Source organism: Brachyspira hampsonii (genome assembly GCF_002214805.1).
In the GTDB taxonomy this organism is placed as follows: domain Bacteria; phylum Spirochaetota; class Brachyspiria; order Brachyspirales; family Brachyspiraceae; genus Brachyspira; species Brachyspira hampsonii.
In genome coordinates, this window is record NZ_CP019914.1 from 760,019 (window position 1) to 777,470 (window position 17,452).

Here is a 17,452-nt window from a genome sequence, read left to right on the forward strand (position 1 = left end):
ATTTTTTATCATATGTTTTCTTAAAAAGCCTACCATAATAAACCCCATTTATTATATGGTAGGTATTTTTTATTCTTATATCATTTATTAATACTAAGTAAAAACTCCCTAGCAACAAATATACTAAATATCACAAGTATCGCAGCACTTATTCCCGCACTTATATACGGATTAATGCCGAATAATAATGATATTATAGCTGTAGTAACTATTGAAAGTATTATAATAATTATTTCAAATATGATAAGAAGAAATAATCTCTTTTTATTTATATGTTTTTTCTCTTCAGGTTTTTTGTATGGTATTGGTTTTCTCATAATTACCTTCCATTTATTAATTTTTAATAATTTGTATCTATATCTAGAGAAGCTCTGGATATCCAAGTTTCATCTTTCCCATTAACTTCAACTTGTAAATATCCTTCTTCGGTTATTCCTTTTACATAAGCGTATATTTCAGAATTATCTTTTAGAGCCTTTATGGTTTTACCTATCATTTTACTATACTCTTTAAAATATTCTGATAATTTTTTACTTCCTGTATAAATATCTTCAAAATAATAAATCAAATCTTTATAAAAACTTTCTAATTTAACCTTTTTATTAGTTTCTATATACAATGAAGTAGCTTTATTTCTTATACTCAAATCAAAATCTTCCCTGCTTTGATATAAATTAACTCCTGTTCCTATGACACATGCATTTATATTTTCATAAGGTGCAACTTGTATAAGGGTTCCTGATATTTTTTTATTATCTACCAAAACATCATTAGGCCATTTAACATGAGCATCAACATTATATTTCTCTCTTAAACATTTACTCAATGCTATACCCGGCAAAAAACTTAAAGCCTCTTTTCTATAAGGAGAATAAACTAAAATACTAAACCATAATCCTAAATCATTATTTGATTCCCATTTATTACCATAGCTGCCCTTTCCGGATGTCTGTACTAATGCTATATATACACTGCCCTCTTCTAACTTCATGCCATTATTTAAATCTTCTATCATTTTTTTATTTGTACTTTCTAATGATTCAAATAATAAAGTATTCTGTCCGTATATTTTAGTATTTAAATTTTCTGTAAATATGTTAACTTTCATATTTTTATTATATATTAAATAAACATTATATCAATATTGCAATAAATATATTTTTCTCAATATATAATAATACTTATAAAAAACTGAGTTTTACGATATTTTATACTTGACATTTATACTATTTATAGTATTATTTTTATTAAAAATACTATAAATAGTTATTTATCTGATATACAACTATTTATATAAAAAGAGGTAAAAAATGAAAAAAATACTAATCTTATTAATGGTTATTTCTTCAATAATCATTATGTCATGCGGCGGTTCAAAAACATCAGAAACGGAAAACAAACAAATATATGTTGGAATAGATGTTGATTTTCCTCCTTTCGGTTATTTGAATAGTGATGGACAAATAGGCGGATTCGATTATGATATAATGAGCGAGATTGCAAAATTATCAGGATTGAATGTGGAGTTTACTCATATGCAGTTTAACGGACTTCTTCCTGCACTTCAGAGAAAAAAAATAGATGCTATAATAGCTGCTATGACTGTTACTGAGGAAAGAAAATTATCTGTTAATTTCTCAGAGCCTTATTATGTTTCAAGTCAGGTTATGCTAGTTCATAAAGATGATGATACAATAAAAACATTTGATGATTTAGTTGGAAAAAATATCGGGGTTGTTATAGGCACTACAGGAGATACTATAATGACTGAAAAAGCAGGTGTAAATAATGAAAAATTTGATACAGGTGCTGCTGCTGTACTTGCTTTGAAAGAAAAGAAAATATCAGCTGTAGTATTTGATAAAGAGCCTTGTAAAAATTTTGCTAAATATAATGAAGATATAAAATTAATAGAAAGCGATGCAGTAAAAGAAGATTATGCTATTGCTGTAAGAAAAGATGATACAGCACTTTTAGAAAAAATAAATGCAGGACTTTCTCAAATAATGACAAATGGTACTTATGAAAAATTAATAGAAAAGAACTTTCAATAATTTTACATAAATTAAATTAAAAAGTGTTTAATCTATGCGGTTTAATTTTTTATTAAATTAAGCTGCATAGATTTTTTATAGGTTCTTTATTAGTTTTTATAAACATATTAAAAACTTAGGAATATTTATATACTAAACTTAATTATCAGAAAGTTAATAGTATTATAACAAAAACATCAATAAAATAAGTTTCAGATATTATAATAAACAAAAAGAATGAGTTAAAATTATATAAAAATAATTATCATATAACAAAAACTCCCCAATATTTTTTTAATACTGAGGAGTTTTATGCATCACAACAAAATATTTTTTATTGTAATGTTACAACATAATTCCATTGAGGAACAGGATATCTTCCTGTTTTTCCAATTGATCTGCCGTTAGCATCTGTAATTTCTGCTTCGGCATATAATAAGTATCTTCCTTTAGGCAAATAATTTCCGCTTGCAGAAGTTCTTCCTGCAAAGTAGAATTGTGTCTGAGCCTGTCCGTCCAATACATATATTTTAGGCAAATAGAATACTAAATCTCTGCTTAATATATTATAATTATTATCTACTCTTCTAGCATATACTCTTATTTTAGCATATTTTCCTTCAGCAGGAGATTTTACTGCTAAAGTTATTAAAACAGGATTATTTCTAGTAGCAACAAATCTGTCATTATAATTAATGATAAACGAACTTATTCTCACATTTGTTTCAGCAGAAACTGCTGCATCCATCATCATATTATTATTATTAGGTCTAAGAGTATTAGAACTTGTTACTAAAACTGTATTTTCAGTATTATAAGTATAAGCTGAACCGCTATTATTTGGCTTAACTTCAGAAGGTTTTATATCTGGTATATCAAGATTATTTCCAGCTTCATATAATCCGCTGTCTGTAAGATTTATAGAAGAATCTTTATTTGTTGACTTAGTATTAGTATTATTATCTGATAATATAGTATTATTTGTAGCTAAGAAATCTTTTTCTTCAGGGGTTATATCCTCACCGAATATATCATCTGTTGTTAAAGTATCTTCAGGCATATCATTAGTATCAGAAGACCCAAAATCTAGAACAGGTATATTATTGCTGCTCAATATACTTTTAGTAATAAAAAAACCCGCAGCTAAAACTACAAGTAATATTACTATTATAATTATAGGTTTTAATTTTGCTTTCATTTCGTTAGACATAAATTCCCATCCATGATTATAAATTATTATATTAATTTTTCGGTAAAAATATAAATTGTTTAATAAAAAAATATAATTATAAGATGAAAATTATTTAATCCCATAAGAAACTTTTTAATTCTTTAGATAAATTAAGCCCCGCAAGTTTCTTTATAGCCTTTATTTGAATCTGTCTTACTCTTTCTCTTGTAATATTTAATTCTTTTCCTGTATCTTCAAGAGTTTTAGCCTCTTTTCCGTATAATCCGTATCTTGATATAATTACAGTTCTTTCTTTTTCATCTAAGCATTTAAGTGCCTCTGTTAAAGTATCTCTCAAACTATCCATAAATGCTTTCTGATGCGGTGAAGGGAAATTTTTATCTTCTATAATAGAAGTCATATCATTATTATCCGAATTTCTGAAAAAAGAATCAACACTAGCAGTATCCTGAGTAAATATCATTATATACGAGAGAGTTTTTCTATCTATTTTCATTTCTTTAGCTATTTCATCTATAGTAGGCTCTCTGCCCAATTTTTGAGTAAGTATTTTTGAAGTTTGTATGCTCTTTTTTATCAGCCTTGCTATATGCATAGGAAATCTTATAATATGCCTTTTGCTTGATATTTCTTTAACTATGCTCTGCTTTATCCACCAAACACCGTAAGTAGAAAATTTAAATCCTTTTTTATATTCAAATCTTTTAACCGCCTCTATAAGACCGATATTACCCTCATCTATTATATCAATAAAAGGTACTCCGCTGTTATAATATCTCTTTGCTATGCTTATTACGAGTCTCAAATTAGATTTTACAAGTTTATGCTGTATAGAATCTATTTCTTTATCTATCTCTTCTATTTTTTTTAAAGATTCTGCATCATCATTATTTTCTAATGCTGCTCTATTATCCCGGCAAACTTCAAGACGCTGCCATAAATCAAGTTCTTCTTCTTTAGTGAGTCTTCTTATTTCACCTATTTGCTTTAAATATACGCTAACAGGTCCCTTATACTCTTGATTAATATCTTTTTTTAACAATTACTTTCCCTAAAACAAAAAAACATTACTATTAGGATATAAGATTTTTGTAAATTGTCAAGTATATAATAAATATTTAATTATAAAGGGCAGTCAAATATATGAGCATTCCTAACATTTTCTAAATATCTAATAAATATATAAAAAATGATAGGGTCAATCCTTACATCATATCCTAAAAAATTTTCATACATATAAGATATTACTTCATTCGCTATATTTCCCGAACTATCCTTGGATATTCTAGTATATAAACTATCATAAGAATCTACTATCTCCAAAGCTTTAGCAGGAAAATATGATAATGCCGTTAAATTATCAATATCATTAGCATCATAAGTTAATATGTTTTCTATATTATTATTATAACTTTTATTTGAAAACTGTTTATTATACATATTTGTAAATATACCATATCCATTTCCATAATATTCATGATGAAGTCCTACTGTAGTATATGTATATTCATTCTGTGCCATACAATATTTAAGCAAATTGAATCCTAATACAGCATGATTATCTCCTTCATTACTGCTCACTATAGGAATATTAGGAAGTATATCTACAAGTGCTATATCATGCCAAAAAGCAGCTCTGGCATAATACTTTATCTCATTTTGCTCTATTTTTCTAAAACCTACTTTAGATATATCTTCTATTCTATCCGCTTTAGTAAGTAAATTATATTTTTTACCTATTTCATTATAATATGAATAATATTTCTTTTTATAATCTACTCTTAATTTAGAAGCTACGCCTCTTGATATCTCATCATTATAATAATATAAAAACTCTACCATCATAATAAATACTCTGTTGCTATGGCATATTACATTATCATCTTTAAATGATGAAATATTATTGAATATAACCTTATCACTATGCTCTTTATCTAATATATTAACTATAGTACCTATAATATCTGCAAAAAGAAGATCATCTTTCTTAACATTTTGATAGTTTTTTAAATCCGATATATTATTCTGTTTTATATAATTTAAATGGTATATCAAATTTAATCTTTCTATGATACCTATATCTGTTAAAATATTTCCTATTAATTTCGCTAATTCCAAATCTATTTTATTCTGTGTTATAAATAATTTTAATTTATTAAATAATTCTTTTAGATAATCTATTCTTTCTATATTTCTTATTGATATTAATTCATTAAAATGCGTATCATAGTATTCTTTATCAGTTTCAAATTTGCAGTTCTTATACAATGAATAAAATATATTAATATCATGTATATCAGCATGCTGTTTATTTAAATCTATAGCTAATTGCTTGCCGATTATTGAAATTAATGATTTATCCACATAAATTGAAACTCTCTTAATATATTGTGATTCATCTAATTGGGATAAAACATCTTCTATTTGTTCGCAAGGTACTACACTTAATATACCATCTTCACTAATAATGATAATATCCAGATGCATATCTTTTATGCTGTCGATATTACTCTTTATTTGCGGCAAATCTATTAAAGAATATTTTTTTAAATCTACTATCATATAGCTATTCCATTAACAAATTATACTTGCTAATATTTTATATCATTTTACATTAATTACTAGTTTATTTTTATTTTTTTAAATAATTATTTATGTTGATATTTATACAATTTTTGTTATATTTATGGTATAGCGTTAAAAAAATGAAAAAAACAGTAATATTATTATTTATTCTTATTAACATGGTCTTATTTCCATACGATAATTTGATTCCTAAAAAATCGGTTTATTTTATAAATGACTATATTAATTATAATAATATAATAAGTATATATAAAACATCTGAATTTTATGAAGTGATGCTCAATGATGATATAGCAGTACATTTTGATTTAGACGAATATTGTCAGAAACTAAATGGTAATTCATCACTTACACACATAAACTTCATAGATAAAAAAGTATTAAATACTGTAACGAATCCTAATGCTGCAATTATAAATATAAAAAATATGGAATATGTATGTAATAAGTTTAGATAATTATAGATTTTGCAGGAATGCTAATTGCAGAAAAGACTTATGATGCTAATTAGAAAATAAAAACAAGAGGAAACATGAATAAGAAAATAATATTATTATTTTTAACAGTGTCTATTTTCGCATACGCTGACGGAATGTATATTGCTCCAAATCAGCTGCCGAGCAATATACTTCAATTTATAAAAACACATTTCCAAAATACAGCAATTATATATGTTGAAATGGATAGAAAGACTTATGAAATAGCTTTAGACAACGGAGTTGAAATAGAGTTCTTCAGAAATGGTGAATTAAAAGAGATAGATGGAAATTATACTGCTTTGCCTTCAAATATACTTCCTCAATCTGTAGCAAATACAGTAGCTAAAACTTATCCAAATACAGTAATAACTAAAATCAAAAAGAAATGGAATATATACGAAGTAAAACTCAATAATATGATGGAGCTTTATATAGATGCTAGCAGCGGACAGCTTTTAGGACAGAAATTTGATGATTAAAAATAAAAATTGGAGAAATCATGATAAAAAAACATTATATCATAATATATTTATTAATTATAATATTAACTATTTCTAATAATGTTTATGCTATAAGGCATGGACTTGATTTTAATGTTAATGTGCCTATAGGAATGGGAATAATGATTCCTCATGGCAGTATTCCTCAATATGAGCCTGCAGGCAATGAAGTAAATTTTCAAGGTGGCGTTGGTATAGGATTAGGATATTATTTAGGGATAAGTGATTTAGTGAGCATGAGTTTTTTAGGTACTTTTTCTTATTCATATAATAAAACAAGCATTCATAAAAATAATATAAACATTAATTATATTTATGAGGCTAATTCACTTACTTTTGGAGGAATGCCTAAGGTTTATATAGGAAATTTCTCTTTAGGTTTGGATATAGGAATAAGACTTTCTTTAGGTCCTGGTATAACATTACGATATAAAGGAAAAGATTATAATTTAGGAGGTAACCTAAAACCTAGAACATATTTAAAGTTTGTAGCCGATTATAATATATTTTTCAGAGAAGACATGGCTATAGCTATTGGATTATATTTAGGATATGATTGGGGATTTAGGCTTATAAATACAGATATACCAGAAATTACAAAAGGCGAAGCGTACGGAAATTTAGATTTAGGATTACAAATAGCTTATAGATATGCATCTTTCTTTAGGTAGAAAATAATAAATTTTAAACCACGCGTTAAACTAGTTCTAAAAATATAGATACACAATAATCATAATGTAAACTATAAATTTTAATATTTTTTACCGCGTGATGTTAAAGCCAATCAATTAAAAAACGCTTGTGCGGGTATGAGTTTAAATATAAATAAAATTTCTGATGCATATATAGCTATAAATAAAAATGGGCGAGAAATAAATTACAAAAAATAAAAAGGCTGCAATATATGAAAATTACAGCCTATTATAAATTATTTATTTTATTTATATCTTTGTCCGAATAATTGTCCGTTTTCGGATATTAATAATTCCATACCATTATTTAATTTTACTTTATAATTGCCCCATTCTCTTTTTATTTTCACTACTATAGATTGAGGGTATGTATTTTTTATAGTGCTTAAAACACTTCTTGGTATAATATTTTCAGGAACTCCATTATATTTTCCATCTACATTAACCCATTCTCCAGAATATGAAAAATCTATTTTTGCCCCATTTGATAATGTTACTTTGTATCCGCCTTCTTTGCTTCCTTTTAATTTAAAAACTTGGGTATTAGGGTAGGCAGATTTGATAAAAGACATAGTTTTTTGTGATATGTTATTATCATACTGACCATAATACTGAGAGAATGCAGTGATTTGCAAAACGAAAATCAATGCAATAGTCATAATAATATTCTTTTTCATATTCATAATATGAACTCCTTAAATTTATTTAACTTATTAGACGAATTTTTATATAAAAAGTTCCCAATAAAATAAAAAAAATTTGATTTAAAATTGAAAAAGGCTCAAGTATTAAAAACTCAAGCCTTTTATTATTTTTTTATAAATTATTTATTTTTAATGATTTATAATTTAAGCATTAATTTGCTCATTCTGCTTGCAAATAGTTTTGGATCTTCAAGAGGAAGTCCTTCAAGTATGCATGCTTCATCGTATAAAAGCTCACTATACTCTTTAAATGTATCTGAAACTTTATTAGCATTGTATTCTTTTTCTATAGCTTTGAATACATCATGAGAAGTGTTAATTTCTAATACTCTTTCCGGCTTCATACCAAACATATTATTTCCTGTTTCAGCCAAAACTTTAGCCATATTAAAGCTGATAGAATCCTCTTTATTTGATAAACATACAACACTTTCTTTAAGTCTGTTAGTCTCTCTTACTTCTGCAACTTTATCAGAACCTAATACATCTTTTATAGCATTAAGAACTTCTTTATTAGCACTGTCTTTATTTTCATCTTTATTTTCAGAATTATCAGCCTGAAGTATAGAATGAAGTTTAGTACCGTCAAACTCTCTCATCATGTTAATCATAAACTCATCTACTCTATCAGTAAAGTATAACACTTCATAGCCTTTCTCTTTCATTCCTTCCATGTGAGGAAGTTTTTCTATAGCGGCTTTATCCTTAGCAGCGGCATAATATATAAACTCCTGACCTTCTTTCATTCTTGATTTGTATTCTGCTAATGTTGTATAATCTCCTTCTGCTGTATTAGAGGATTCAAATAACAAAAGATTTGCAAGTTTATCTTTTTTGCTGAAATCAGAGTATATTCCTATTTTGATAGATTCACCGAACTCTTTAAAGAATTTCTCATATCTTTTTCTATCGTTTTTAAGTATATTTTCTAAAGCATCTAAAATTTTCTTTTCAATATTAGAAGCTATTCTTTTTAATTGAGTGCTATGCTGCAAAATCTCTCTTGAAATATTAAGTGAAAAGTCTGGAGAATCAACTAATCCTCTTACAAATTTTAAATATTCAGGAAGTAAGTCTTTGCATTTACTCATTATAAATACATTTCTAGAATAAAGTTCAAGTCCTCTTTCAAAATCAGGGTGTAAGAAATTGAAAGGAGCTTTTGAAGGTATAAATAAAAGTGCAGTATATTCTATAGTACCTTCTGCTTTAGTATGTATAACCTCGAAAGGATCAGCATAATCATGAAAATGTTCTTTATAAAACTCATTATATTCTTCTGGCTTAACATCGCTTTTTGATTTCTGCCAAATACTTATCATAGAGTTAATAGTTTTCTCTTCATACTGCTGAACTTCTTTTTCGTCCTTTTTAGATATAGGCATATCCATAACTATAGGATAATGAACATAATTAGAATATTTATGTATTAAACTTTCTAAAGTATATCTATTACAATAATCATCATCAATAAAACCGTCTTCTTCTAATTTTTCATCTTTTCCTTTTAATTTTAAAATTATAGTAGTTCCTCTATCCTGTTTATCAATATCTTCTATAGAGTATGAACCATCTCCATTACTTTCCCAGCGTACGCCTTTTTCGCTATCAACATGTTTTGTTTCTATTACAATGTTATCAGCAACCATAAAAGCAGAATAAAAACCAACTCCGAACTGCCCTATTAAATCAATTCCGCTTTCTTTTGATGCCTCTTTATCCTTTTGTATTTTCTCTAAAAATGCCTTAGTACCGCTTCTTGCAATAGAGCCTATATTATTGATAACATCCTCTCTAGTCATACCGATACCGTTATCTTTTATAGTTAATACTCTGTTTTGCTCATCTACTTCTATTTTTATTCTTAAATTATCTATATCTTTATATTTATCGCTGTTTGTTATAGATTCAAATCTCGCTTTGTCTAATGCATCGCTTGCATTTGATATAAGCTCTCTTAAAAATATTTCTTTATGAGTGTATATAGAATGCACCATTAAATTTAATATTTGTTTAGTTTCGGCTTCAAAATTTAGTATTTGTTTTTCTGCCATAATATAAACTCCTTCATTTATAAAAAATTCTTTATAGGTTAAAGATAAAATATAATAAAGTAAAGTTGGAATATATAAAGTCTAAATATAAAAAAGCTAAAAATCAAAAAAGTAAAAAGTTTATGAATATTTTACAATTATAATAAAAATTTAAAAAAAAGCAAATATTTTATTTTAATCATAAATAATTATCCAATTAATTTTATATAAATAATAATTTTTTTTAAATTTTTCATAAAAAAGTTAGAATATACTAACAAAACTGTTGACAATTTTTAATCTATATGTTAGAATAGTCTAACAATAGGAGATTGAATGTTTGATAAATTAATTATTGACCATTGTGCCCCCACTCTATCGGGTATAAAAATAGCTAATATATTTACTTATGAATATAAGTTTAAAGAAGAACTTAATAAAAAAATTTCTTTATACAACAATATTCTAAACAAAAGAGGTATAAATGTAGCTGTTATAAAATATTATAATAATAAGGCTGTAGTTTATGTTTATAACAAAAAAGCGTTAGAAAATTATTTATCAGATGATAATATTTTTAAGTTTTTGAAAAATTACGGATATAGGTCAAAAAATATATATGAAAGCATAGGAATTTTAAAAAGAAGAATGCAGTATTCTAAAACATTTCCTCATGAAATAGGTATATTTTTGGGATATCCGCTTATAGACATAAACGGCTTTATAAATAACTATGGAAAAAATAGTTTATATACAGGATATTGGAAAGTGTATCATAATAAAAAAGAAGCTATTGAAATTTTTGATAATTATAATAGATGCAGAACTTTTTATATAAATACATTTTTAAGAGGAAAGGGCATTTTGGAGATAATGGATGATTACAAACTTCATTCTTTATAATAATAAAAATTGTTCGCTAAAAATGTATAGCAAATGACGCTGTCTGCTATATGCTCACAATTTTTATATTTAGCTTTATAAATATTTAAAAATTATTATTTATTACGTAAGGAGGTAATAATATGAGTAATAAAATAGGAATAATATATTGGAGCGGCACAGGTAATACTGAATTAATGGCTCAAAATGTAAAAAAAGGTGTGGAAAATGCTGGAGGAGAAGCTGATATTTTTAGTGTATCAAGTTTCGATGCGGCAAATATAAACAATTATTCAAAAATAGCATTGGGCTGCCCAGCAATGGGTTCTGAAGTTTTAGAGGAGTCAGAATTTCAGCCTTTTTATGATTCCATAAGAGGAAGTTTATCAGGCAAAAAAGTTGTTTTATTTGGATCTTATGATTGGGGCGATGGCGAATGGATGAGAAATTGGCAGGAGGATGTAAGTTCGGCAGGTGCTTCTTTAGTTAAAGACGGACTTATCGCAAATCTCACTCCAGATGATAATGCTGTAAGTGAATGTGTGAGTTTAGGCGAGGCATTGGTGAAAGCATAAATAAAAATAAATCCTAAAACAAAAAAGAGGCATTAGCTTATAAAAAAGTTAATGTCTCTTAATTATTTATTAATTAAGATTATAATATCCGTAACCTAATTTACCAAGATCATTCATATTAACATTATCATGCTCAAATATATATTCAACATCTGATATTTCTCCTGTATTATAATCCCGCTCAGGAGTTTTTTCTGAAAAGTTAGTAAGATAAAAATTAATTGTATTATTATTTTCAACTATATTAAATTTATAATAATTAACATATTGATAGCTAGTAGAATAACGAGCTATTTCAAATTCAAGCATATTATTAGTAATATTAGAAGATATATAATCTATTTCTGAAGATGCACTAATGGGATAAAAAGCAGAAACAAAATCTGCCTTATTATTATTTAGTTTCCATATACTTATATAAACATAATCCTCCGAATCTTGTTTTTCATAAAAACTTTCATCATCAATATTAAAAGTATATACACTAGAAATATAATATTTATTTCCATTTATGTTAATTATATCATTATATTTATTTGTATATACTTTATAAGCATCTAAAGTTTTTATAACATATTTATCTATATTAGTGTAACTATTATTTTTTATATCAATAGAAGCAGAACCTATTACTTCTGTTTTTGTATTTTCGTATTTTGTTTTTTTATCAGATTTTGTATTAGCGGCACATAATACAAGCATGACAATAGAAAGCATAAGTGCCAAAATAAATTTATTCATTTAGAATATCCTCCATACTCATTTTTTGTAAAAAATACTAAAAATTTTTAAGTTTGTAATTTTTTGTTTTCATTAATCAAATTTAGTTTTTATTCTTTTTAATTAAAATTGTAATACTCATAATATTTACCAATATCATTAATCATAATATTAATAACAATAGAAAACATAATTACCAAAGTAAATTTATTCATTTAGAATATCATCAATACTTACTTTTTCAACACAAGGTTTTCCAATAGATTCTAAAAATACAAAATTGATTTTATCATCACTTCTTTTTTTGTCAAGTTTAATAGCCTCTTTCAAATCTATATTATCAGGTATAGCTATAGGCAAAGAAAATGCTTTTAATATATTTTTAGCTCTTTCTAATATATTTTTATCTTTTGTTATAGATTTTTTAATGCCGTACTCTATAGCAAAAATCATACCTATAGCAACAGCCTCTCCATGAAGCAGCACACCATAACCTGCAGCATTTTCCACACTATGTCCTATAGTATGACCGAAGTTTAAAAACATTCTCTCTCTCTGCTCTTTATAATCTATTTCTACAATATGAGCCTTTAATTCACAGTTTCTTTTAAGTATATAATCCATATCCAATTCAGCATTATTATAACAGTGATCCTCTATAAGCTCTAAAAGTTTTTCATCAAATAAAAATGCATGCTTTATCACTTCAGCCATTCCTTCATTGAACTCCCTTTTAGGAAGGCTTAATAAAGTATTGCTGTCTATTATAACGAGTTTAGGGCTGTGAAAAGCTCCTACTAGGTTTTTTCCTTCTTTTATATTAATACCAGTTTTACCGCCAACAGAAGAATCTACACATGCAAGCAATGTAGTAGGAATCTGCACAAAATCAATACCCCTCATCCAAGAAGCAGCAGCATATCCAGCCATATCCCCTATTACTCCTCCGCCTAATGCTATTATTATATCTTTACGGCTTAATTCGTTTTTGGCAAGAGAAGAGAAAATATCAATTATACTTTCTATATTTTTATTAGGTTCTCCATTTTTAAGAACGCATACAGAAGTTATAATATTTTCTTTTTCCAAACTTTCTTTTACAGTGTCAGTATAAAGTTTATCTACTATATCATCTGTAACTATTAAAGCTCTTTTTCCTCTTAATATATTTTTTACTAATTTGCCTGTTTCTTTTATTAATCCCTTTTGAACTAAAATATCATAATTAATATTTACATCATTTTTTATTTTTACTTCTACTTTTTTATTCATAGCATTAAAATCCATTATTTTTTATATTTTATCTATTATAAATCATTTTCAAAAATAAAAAAACATTAAATTATATTTTATAATAAATAAAAAAGTTTCATATATTTTTATATAAAATTAATATAAAAAACAAACTTTCATAATATAAAAATCATATTTGAATATTTATAAACTTGACAATAAAAACTATTTTACTATAATTTAAAAGTCATTATTAGGAGCATATATAAAATGAAAAGATTTATTATTTTATTATTAATATTATTATCATCTTCTGTATTATTGTATACACAAAGAAAAACAAATTCTATTGGTGTGGCACTTTATAGATATGATGACAGTTATATGAAATATTTAAAGCAATACATAGAAAAAAATATAAATAAAAATACTTCTCTGATTATGGCAGACTCTTACAATAGCCAATCAACTCAAAATGGTCAAATAGATATGTTCTTACAAAAAAATGTCAGTCTATTAGCTATAAATTTGGTAGATAAAACGCAGGCTCAGAAAGTATTGGATAAAATAAGTATAAATAATAAACCTTTAATATTTTTCAATAGAGATCCCGGCTTAGAAGTTCTAAGAACTTATGATAAAGTTTGGTATATAGGAGGAATAAGCGAAGAAGCGGGAAATGCTCAGGGCAGAGTAATAGCAGAAAGCTGGAAAGATAGAATGAATTGGGACAAAAATCAGGACGGTAAAATACAATGCATAATATTAAAAGGTGATTTAAATGACAATGATACAATAAATAAAACAGAATACATGAAAAAATACATAGCTTCTAACAATATAAAATTAAATATTTTAGCAGAAGTTTCAGCTAATGGAAAAAGAGATGAAGCAGCAAAAGTGATGCAAACTTTAATATACAAATACGGTGATAAGATAGAATATATTATATGCAATAATGATAATATGGCATTAGGAGCATTAGATACATTAAAAGGATTGGGATATAACAAAAGCAGCCGAATGCTAGATTATATACCTATAGTAGGTATAGACGGAATATCTGAATGCTTAGAAGAAATAAATAATTATGGAATATTTGCAACAGTTATGCAGAACCCTTTGATACAGGCTCAGGCTTTATGCTCTGTTTCGAGCAATATTATAAATGGAAAATCCCCTTTGGAAGGATTGCATTTCAATTTTTACAATAATAGATACATTGTTATACCATATATACCTGTAACTAAATACAATATAGATACTGCAATAAAAATATACAAATAAATTATATTTTTTCATAATTTAATTTGACTTATATATTTTTTTTTAATAAACTAGGATATTATTATATAAAAAATTGGAGTTTTTTATGAATAAAGCAATAGTTATTATTTCATCAATTTTATTGTTTGTATCATTAATCAGCTGCGGCAATTCTTCAAAATCTGATAATAATGAAATAGAAATAGGTATTACTATTTACAGATATGATGATGCCTTTATTTCATTTATGAGAAGAAATATTGAAACTATGCTAAATGGAAAAGCTAAATTTGTAATGAATGATTCAGAAAACGATCAGGTAAAGCAAAATGATCAGGTAGATGCTGCTATTCAGAGAAATGTTGATGCATTAGCAATTAATTTAGTAGATTCTACATCAGCTAGTTTTATGATTAATAAAATAAAACCTACAGGAATACCTGTAATATTTTTCAATAAAGAACCTAGCAAAGAAGATATGATGCTTTATGATAAGGCATGGTATGTAGGTACTTTAAGCGAAGAATCCGGAAATATACAGGGGGATATAGTAGTTAAGTCTTGGCAGGCAAATCCTTCTTGGGATAAAAATGGAGACGGCAAAATTCAGTATGTTTTATTAAAAGGAGAGGCAGGACACCCAGATGCTGAAGCAAGAACAGAAAGAATTAAAGCAGTATTAAATGATAATGGAATAACTATAGAGCAATTAGATGAACAGACAGCTAATTGGGATATACTTCAGGCACAGACAGCTGCTGATGCATGGATAGAAAAATACGGAAACAGTATAGAGTTTATATTCTCAAATAATGATGCTATGGCTTTGGGAGCATTAAAATCCATTCAAAAACAAGGTTATAATATAGGAGACAGCAATAAATTTATACCTATAGTAGGAGTTGATGCTATTCCTGAAATCATAGAAGAAATTAAAAAAGGAACCGTAGTAGGTACTGTTTTACAAAGCCCTAAAGATCAGGCTAAAGCCGTAGTTGATATGGTTATCAATGCTGCCAATGGAAAAGATGTATTAAGCGGTACGGAATATAAACTAGATGATGTAAAAGCGGTAAGAGTGCCTTATAGAGCTATTACATTAGAAAATATAGATGAATCTGCTGAAGCCTATAAATAATTTTTAATAATTATTAATGATATAAGGTAAGATATTAATTATTTAATATCTTACCTTTTGTTTTTTATATACAAAGCATATTTACAAATAAAAATCAAAAATTTTAAATTATTATAAAACTAAATTAGAGAATAAAATATAAATTACTTTTTATAAGAATATCAAAAAATCAAAAGATCTGATTTTACTTGATTTAAGAAAATAAATTTATATACTAATTAAATAGAGAATATTAATTAATTTAAGGAGTTTTCTAATATGAAAAAGTCATTTATCGTTATGGCGGCATTATTTATAATGTCCACACTTTTTGTTGTATCTTGCGGAGGCGGATCTTCTTCATCCACAACAACTACTGACGGACCAACTATCGGAGTAACAATTTATCGTTATGATGATAACTTCATGTCTTTCTACAGAAGAAACATTGAAAGCAGAATCAGCGGAAAAGCTAATTTAATAATCAATGACTCACAAAATAACCAAGCTCAGCAAAATGACCAAGTTGATGTTATGATTCAAAAAGATTCAAAAGCATTAGCTATTAACTTGGTAGACCCTCAGGCAGCTCAAACTATTATAGACAAAGCTAAAACTAAAAATATACCTGTAGTATTCTTTAACAAACAGCCTAGTGCTGAAGCTATGGCTAGTTATGATAAAACATGGTATGTAGGAACTACTCCAGAAGAATCAGGCGATATGCAAGGAAAAATCGTTGTAGATACTTGGAAAGCTAATCCTACTTGGGACAAAAATGGTGATGGAATCATACAATATGCTTTATTAAAAGGCGAACCAGGCCACCCAGATGCTGAAGCTAGAACTAGCCATGTTACTTTATATGTTACTAACAATGGTCTTAAAGTAGAAAGATTAGAAGAACAAACAGCTATGTGGGATACTGCAAAAGCTAAAGATATAGTTGATGCTTGGATACAAAAATATGGCGATAAACTTGAATATATTTTCTGTAATAACGATGCTATGGCTTTAGGTGCTTTACAGTCTATACAAGCTCTAGGATACAACAAAGAAGGCGATAATACTAAATATATACCTATAGTTGGTGTTGATGCTATACCTGATATGATAAATGAAATCAAAAAAGGAACTGTAGTAGGTTCTGTTCTTAATGACCCAGTTGGACAATCTCAGGCTTTAGTTGACATTACTTTAAATGTTGCTGCTGGAAAAGATCCATTAGATGGTAATACTTGGACTTTAGACGAAGTTAAAGCAGTTCGCGTTCCTTATGTACCTATAACTAAAGATAATATAAATGTTGCTGAAGAAGCTTATAAATAATAATTAATTTGCAATAAAACAGGGATATTAATATTTTAATATCCCTGTTTGCTAATTATCTATATAATATCTATTTACTATTATGTTAGCAGAGTTTGAAAAGAAAGGTTT

The 17,452-nt window shown here is 26.6% G+C and carries 18 protein-coding genes; 9 read left to right on the forward strand and 9 right to left on the reverse strand.

Features of this window, described 5'->3' with window-relative positions:
• Nucleotides 1-80: 80 nt before the first annotated feature.
• Both BHAMNSH16_RS03040 and BHAMNSH16_RS03045 read right to left on the reverse strand, forming a co-directional pair.
• The gene (locus BHAMNSH16_RS03040) at nucleotides 81-317 is read right to left on the reverse strand and encodes a hypothetical protein (protein ID WP_008726935.1); all 237 of its coding nucleotides are present in this window, start codon (nucleotides 315-317) and stop codon (nucleotides 81-83) included.
• A 23-nt stretch (nucleotides 318-340) separates the two neighbouring features.
• Nucleotides 341-1,108, reverse strand: coding sequence for a biotin--[acetyl-CoA-carboxylase] ligase (locus BHAMNSH16_RS03045; RefSeq protein WP_008726936.1), 768 nt, complete (start codon nucleotides 1,106-1,108; stop codon nucleotides 341-343).
• A gap of 202 nt (nucleotides 1,109-1,310) precedes the next feature.
• Here BHAMNSH16_RS03045 and BHAMNSH16_RS03050 point away from each other — a divergent pair, with 202 nt between their 5' ends.
• A complete protein-coding gene (locus BHAMNSH16_RS03050; protein ID WP_069731785.1) occupies nucleotides 1,311-2,054 on the forward strand; it encodes a basic amino acid ABC transporter substrate-binding protein in 744 nt (247 codons plus the stop codon).
• Between the two features lie 313 nt (nucleotides 2,055-2,367).
• On the opposite strand, the gene BHAMNSH16_RS03055 is transcribed toward BHAMNSH16_RS03050, so the two are convergent.
• The 3 genes from BHAMNSH16_RS03055 to BHAMNSH16_RS03065 form a co-directional block, all read right to left on the reverse strand.
• On the reverse strand, nucleotides 2,368-3,243 hold the full coding sequence (locus BHAMNSH16_RS03055) for a hypothetical protein (protein ID WP_008726938.1): 876 nt from the start codon (nucleotides 3,241-3,243) through the stop codon (nucleotides 2,368-2,370).
• Nucleotides 3,244-3,337: 94 nt separating this feature from the next.
• Nucleotides 3,338-4,267: a sigma-70 family RNA polymerase sigma factor gene (locus BHAMNSH16_RS03060; RefSeq protein ID WP_008726939.1), complete on the reverse strand. Its 930-nt coding sequence runs from the start codon at nucleotides 4,265-4,267 to the stop codon at nucleotides 3,338-3,340.
• A gap of 80 nt (nucleotides 4,268-4,347) precedes the next feature.
• On the reverse strand, nucleotides 4,348-5,787 hold the full coding sequence (locus BHAMNSH16_RS03065; RefSeq protein WP_069731784.1) for a hypothetical protein: 1,440 nt from the start codon (nucleotides 5,785-5,787) through the stop codon (nucleotides 4,348-4,350).
• Between the two features lie 143 nt (nucleotides 5,788-5,930).
• Between BHAMNSH16_RS03065 and BHAMNSH16_RS03070 the strand changes: the two genes are divergently transcribed.
• From BHAMNSH16_RS03070 to BHAMNSH16_RS03080, 3 genes are all read left to right on the forward strand, one after another.
• A complete protein-coding gene (locus BHAMNSH16_RS03070) occupies nucleotides 5,931-6,269 on the forward strand; it encodes a hypothetical protein (RefSeq protein ID WP_008728387.1) in 339 nt (112 codons plus the stop codon).
• Nucleotides 6,270-6,343: 74 nt separating this feature from the next.
• Nucleotides 6,344-6,769, forward strand: coding sequence for a PepSY-like domain-containing protein (locus BHAMNSH16_RS03075; RefSeq protein WP_008728386.1), 426 nt, complete (start codon nucleotides 6,344-6,346; stop codon nucleotides 6,767-6,769).
• 20 nt (nucleotides 6,770-6,789) lie between these two features.
• On the forward strand, nucleotides 6,790-7,461 hold the full coding sequence (locus tag BHAMNSH16_RS03080) for a hypothetical protein (RefSeq protein ID WP_008728384.1): 672 nt from the start codon (nucleotides 6,790-6,792) through the stop codon (nucleotides 7,459-7,461).
• Between the two features lie 266 nt (nucleotides 7,462-7,727).
• On the opposite strand, the gene BHAMNSH16_RS03085 is transcribed toward BHAMNSH16_RS03080, so the two are convergent.
• Both BHAMNSH16_RS03085 and htpG read right to left on the reverse strand, forming a co-directional pair.
• Entirely contained in the window at nucleotides 7,728-8,165 is a 438-nt protein-coding gene (locus BHAMNSH16_RS03085) for a PepSY-like domain-containing protein (protein WP_241033643.1), read from the reverse strand.
• 158 nt (nucleotides 8,166-8,323) lie between these two features.
• A complete protein-coding gene (gene htpG / locus BHAMNSH16_RS03090) occupies nucleotides 8,324-10,240 on the reverse strand; it encodes a molecular chaperone HtpG (protein WP_039953882.1) in 1,917 nt (638 codons plus the stop codon).
• A gap of 315 nt (nucleotides 10,241-10,555) precedes the next feature.
• Here htpG and BHAMNSH16_RS03095 point away from each other — a divergent pair, with 315 nt between their 5' ends.
• Nucleotides 10,556-11,122 carry a DUF3793 family protein gene (locus tag BHAMNSH16_RS03095; protein ID WP_069731783.1) on the forward strand — a complete coding sequence of 189 codons (567 nt, stop codon included), beginning with the start codon at nucleotides 10,556-10,558 and terminating at the stop codon, nucleotides 11,120-11,122.
• 122 nt (nucleotides 11,123-11,244) lie between these two features.
• A complete protein-coding gene (locus tag BHAMNSH16_RS03100) occupies nucleotides 11,245-11,676 on the forward strand; it encodes a flavodoxin (protein WP_008727730.1) in 432 nt (143 codons plus the stop codon).
• 69 nt (nucleotides 11,677-11,745) lie between these two features.
• Here BHAMNSH16_RS03100 and BHAMNSH16_RS03105 read toward each other — a convergent pair whose 3' ends face one another.
• Both BHAMNSH16_RS03105 and aroB read right to left on the reverse strand, forming a co-directional pair.
• The gene (locus tag BHAMNSH16_RS03105) at nucleotides 11,746-12,417 is read right to left on the reverse strand and encodes a hypothetical protein (protein WP_013114745.1); all 672 of its coding nucleotides are present in this window, start codon (nucleotides 12,415-12,417) and stop codon (nucleotides 11,746-11,748) included.
• A gap of 186 nt (nucleotides 12,418-12,603) precedes the next feature.
• On the reverse strand, nucleotides 12,604-13,683 hold the full coding sequence (gene aroB, locus BHAMNSH16_RS03110; protein WP_008731874.1) for a 3-dehydroquinate synthase: 1,080 nt from the start codon (nucleotides 13,681-13,683) through the stop codon (nucleotides 12,604-12,606).
• A gap of 216 nt (nucleotides 13,684-13,899) precedes the next feature.
• On the opposite strand from aroB, the gene BHAMNSH16_RS03115 reads away from it, so the two are divergent.
• The 3 genes from BHAMNSH16_RS03115 (at nucleotide 13,900) to BHAMNSH16_RS03125 (ending at nucleotide 17,341) form a co-directional block, all read left to right on the forward strand.
• A complete protein-coding gene (locus BHAMNSH16_RS03115; protein WP_069731782.1) occupies nucleotides 13,900-14,916 on the forward strand; it encodes a galactose ABC transporter substrate-binding protein in 1,017 nt (338 codons plus the stop codon).
• A gap of 85 nt (nucleotides 14,917-15,001) precedes the next feature.
• Nucleotides 15,002-16,033 carry a galactose ABC transporter substrate-binding protein gene (locus tag BHAMNSH16_RS03120; RefSeq protein WP_008731872.1) on the forward strand — a complete coding sequence of 344 codons (1,032 nt, stop codon included), beginning with the start codon at nucleotides 15,002-15,004 and terminating at the stop codon, nucleotides 16,031-16,033.
• A 258-nt stretch (nucleotides 16,034-16,291) separates the two neighbouring features.
• Nucleotides 16,292-17,341: a galactose ABC transporter substrate-binding protein gene (locus tag BHAMNSH16_RS03125; RefSeq protein WP_008731871.1), complete on the forward strand. Its 1,050-nt coding sequence runs from the start codon at nucleotides 16,292-16,294 to the stop codon at nucleotides 17,339-17,341.
• Nucleotides 17,342-17,452 lie beyond the last annotated feature (111 nt).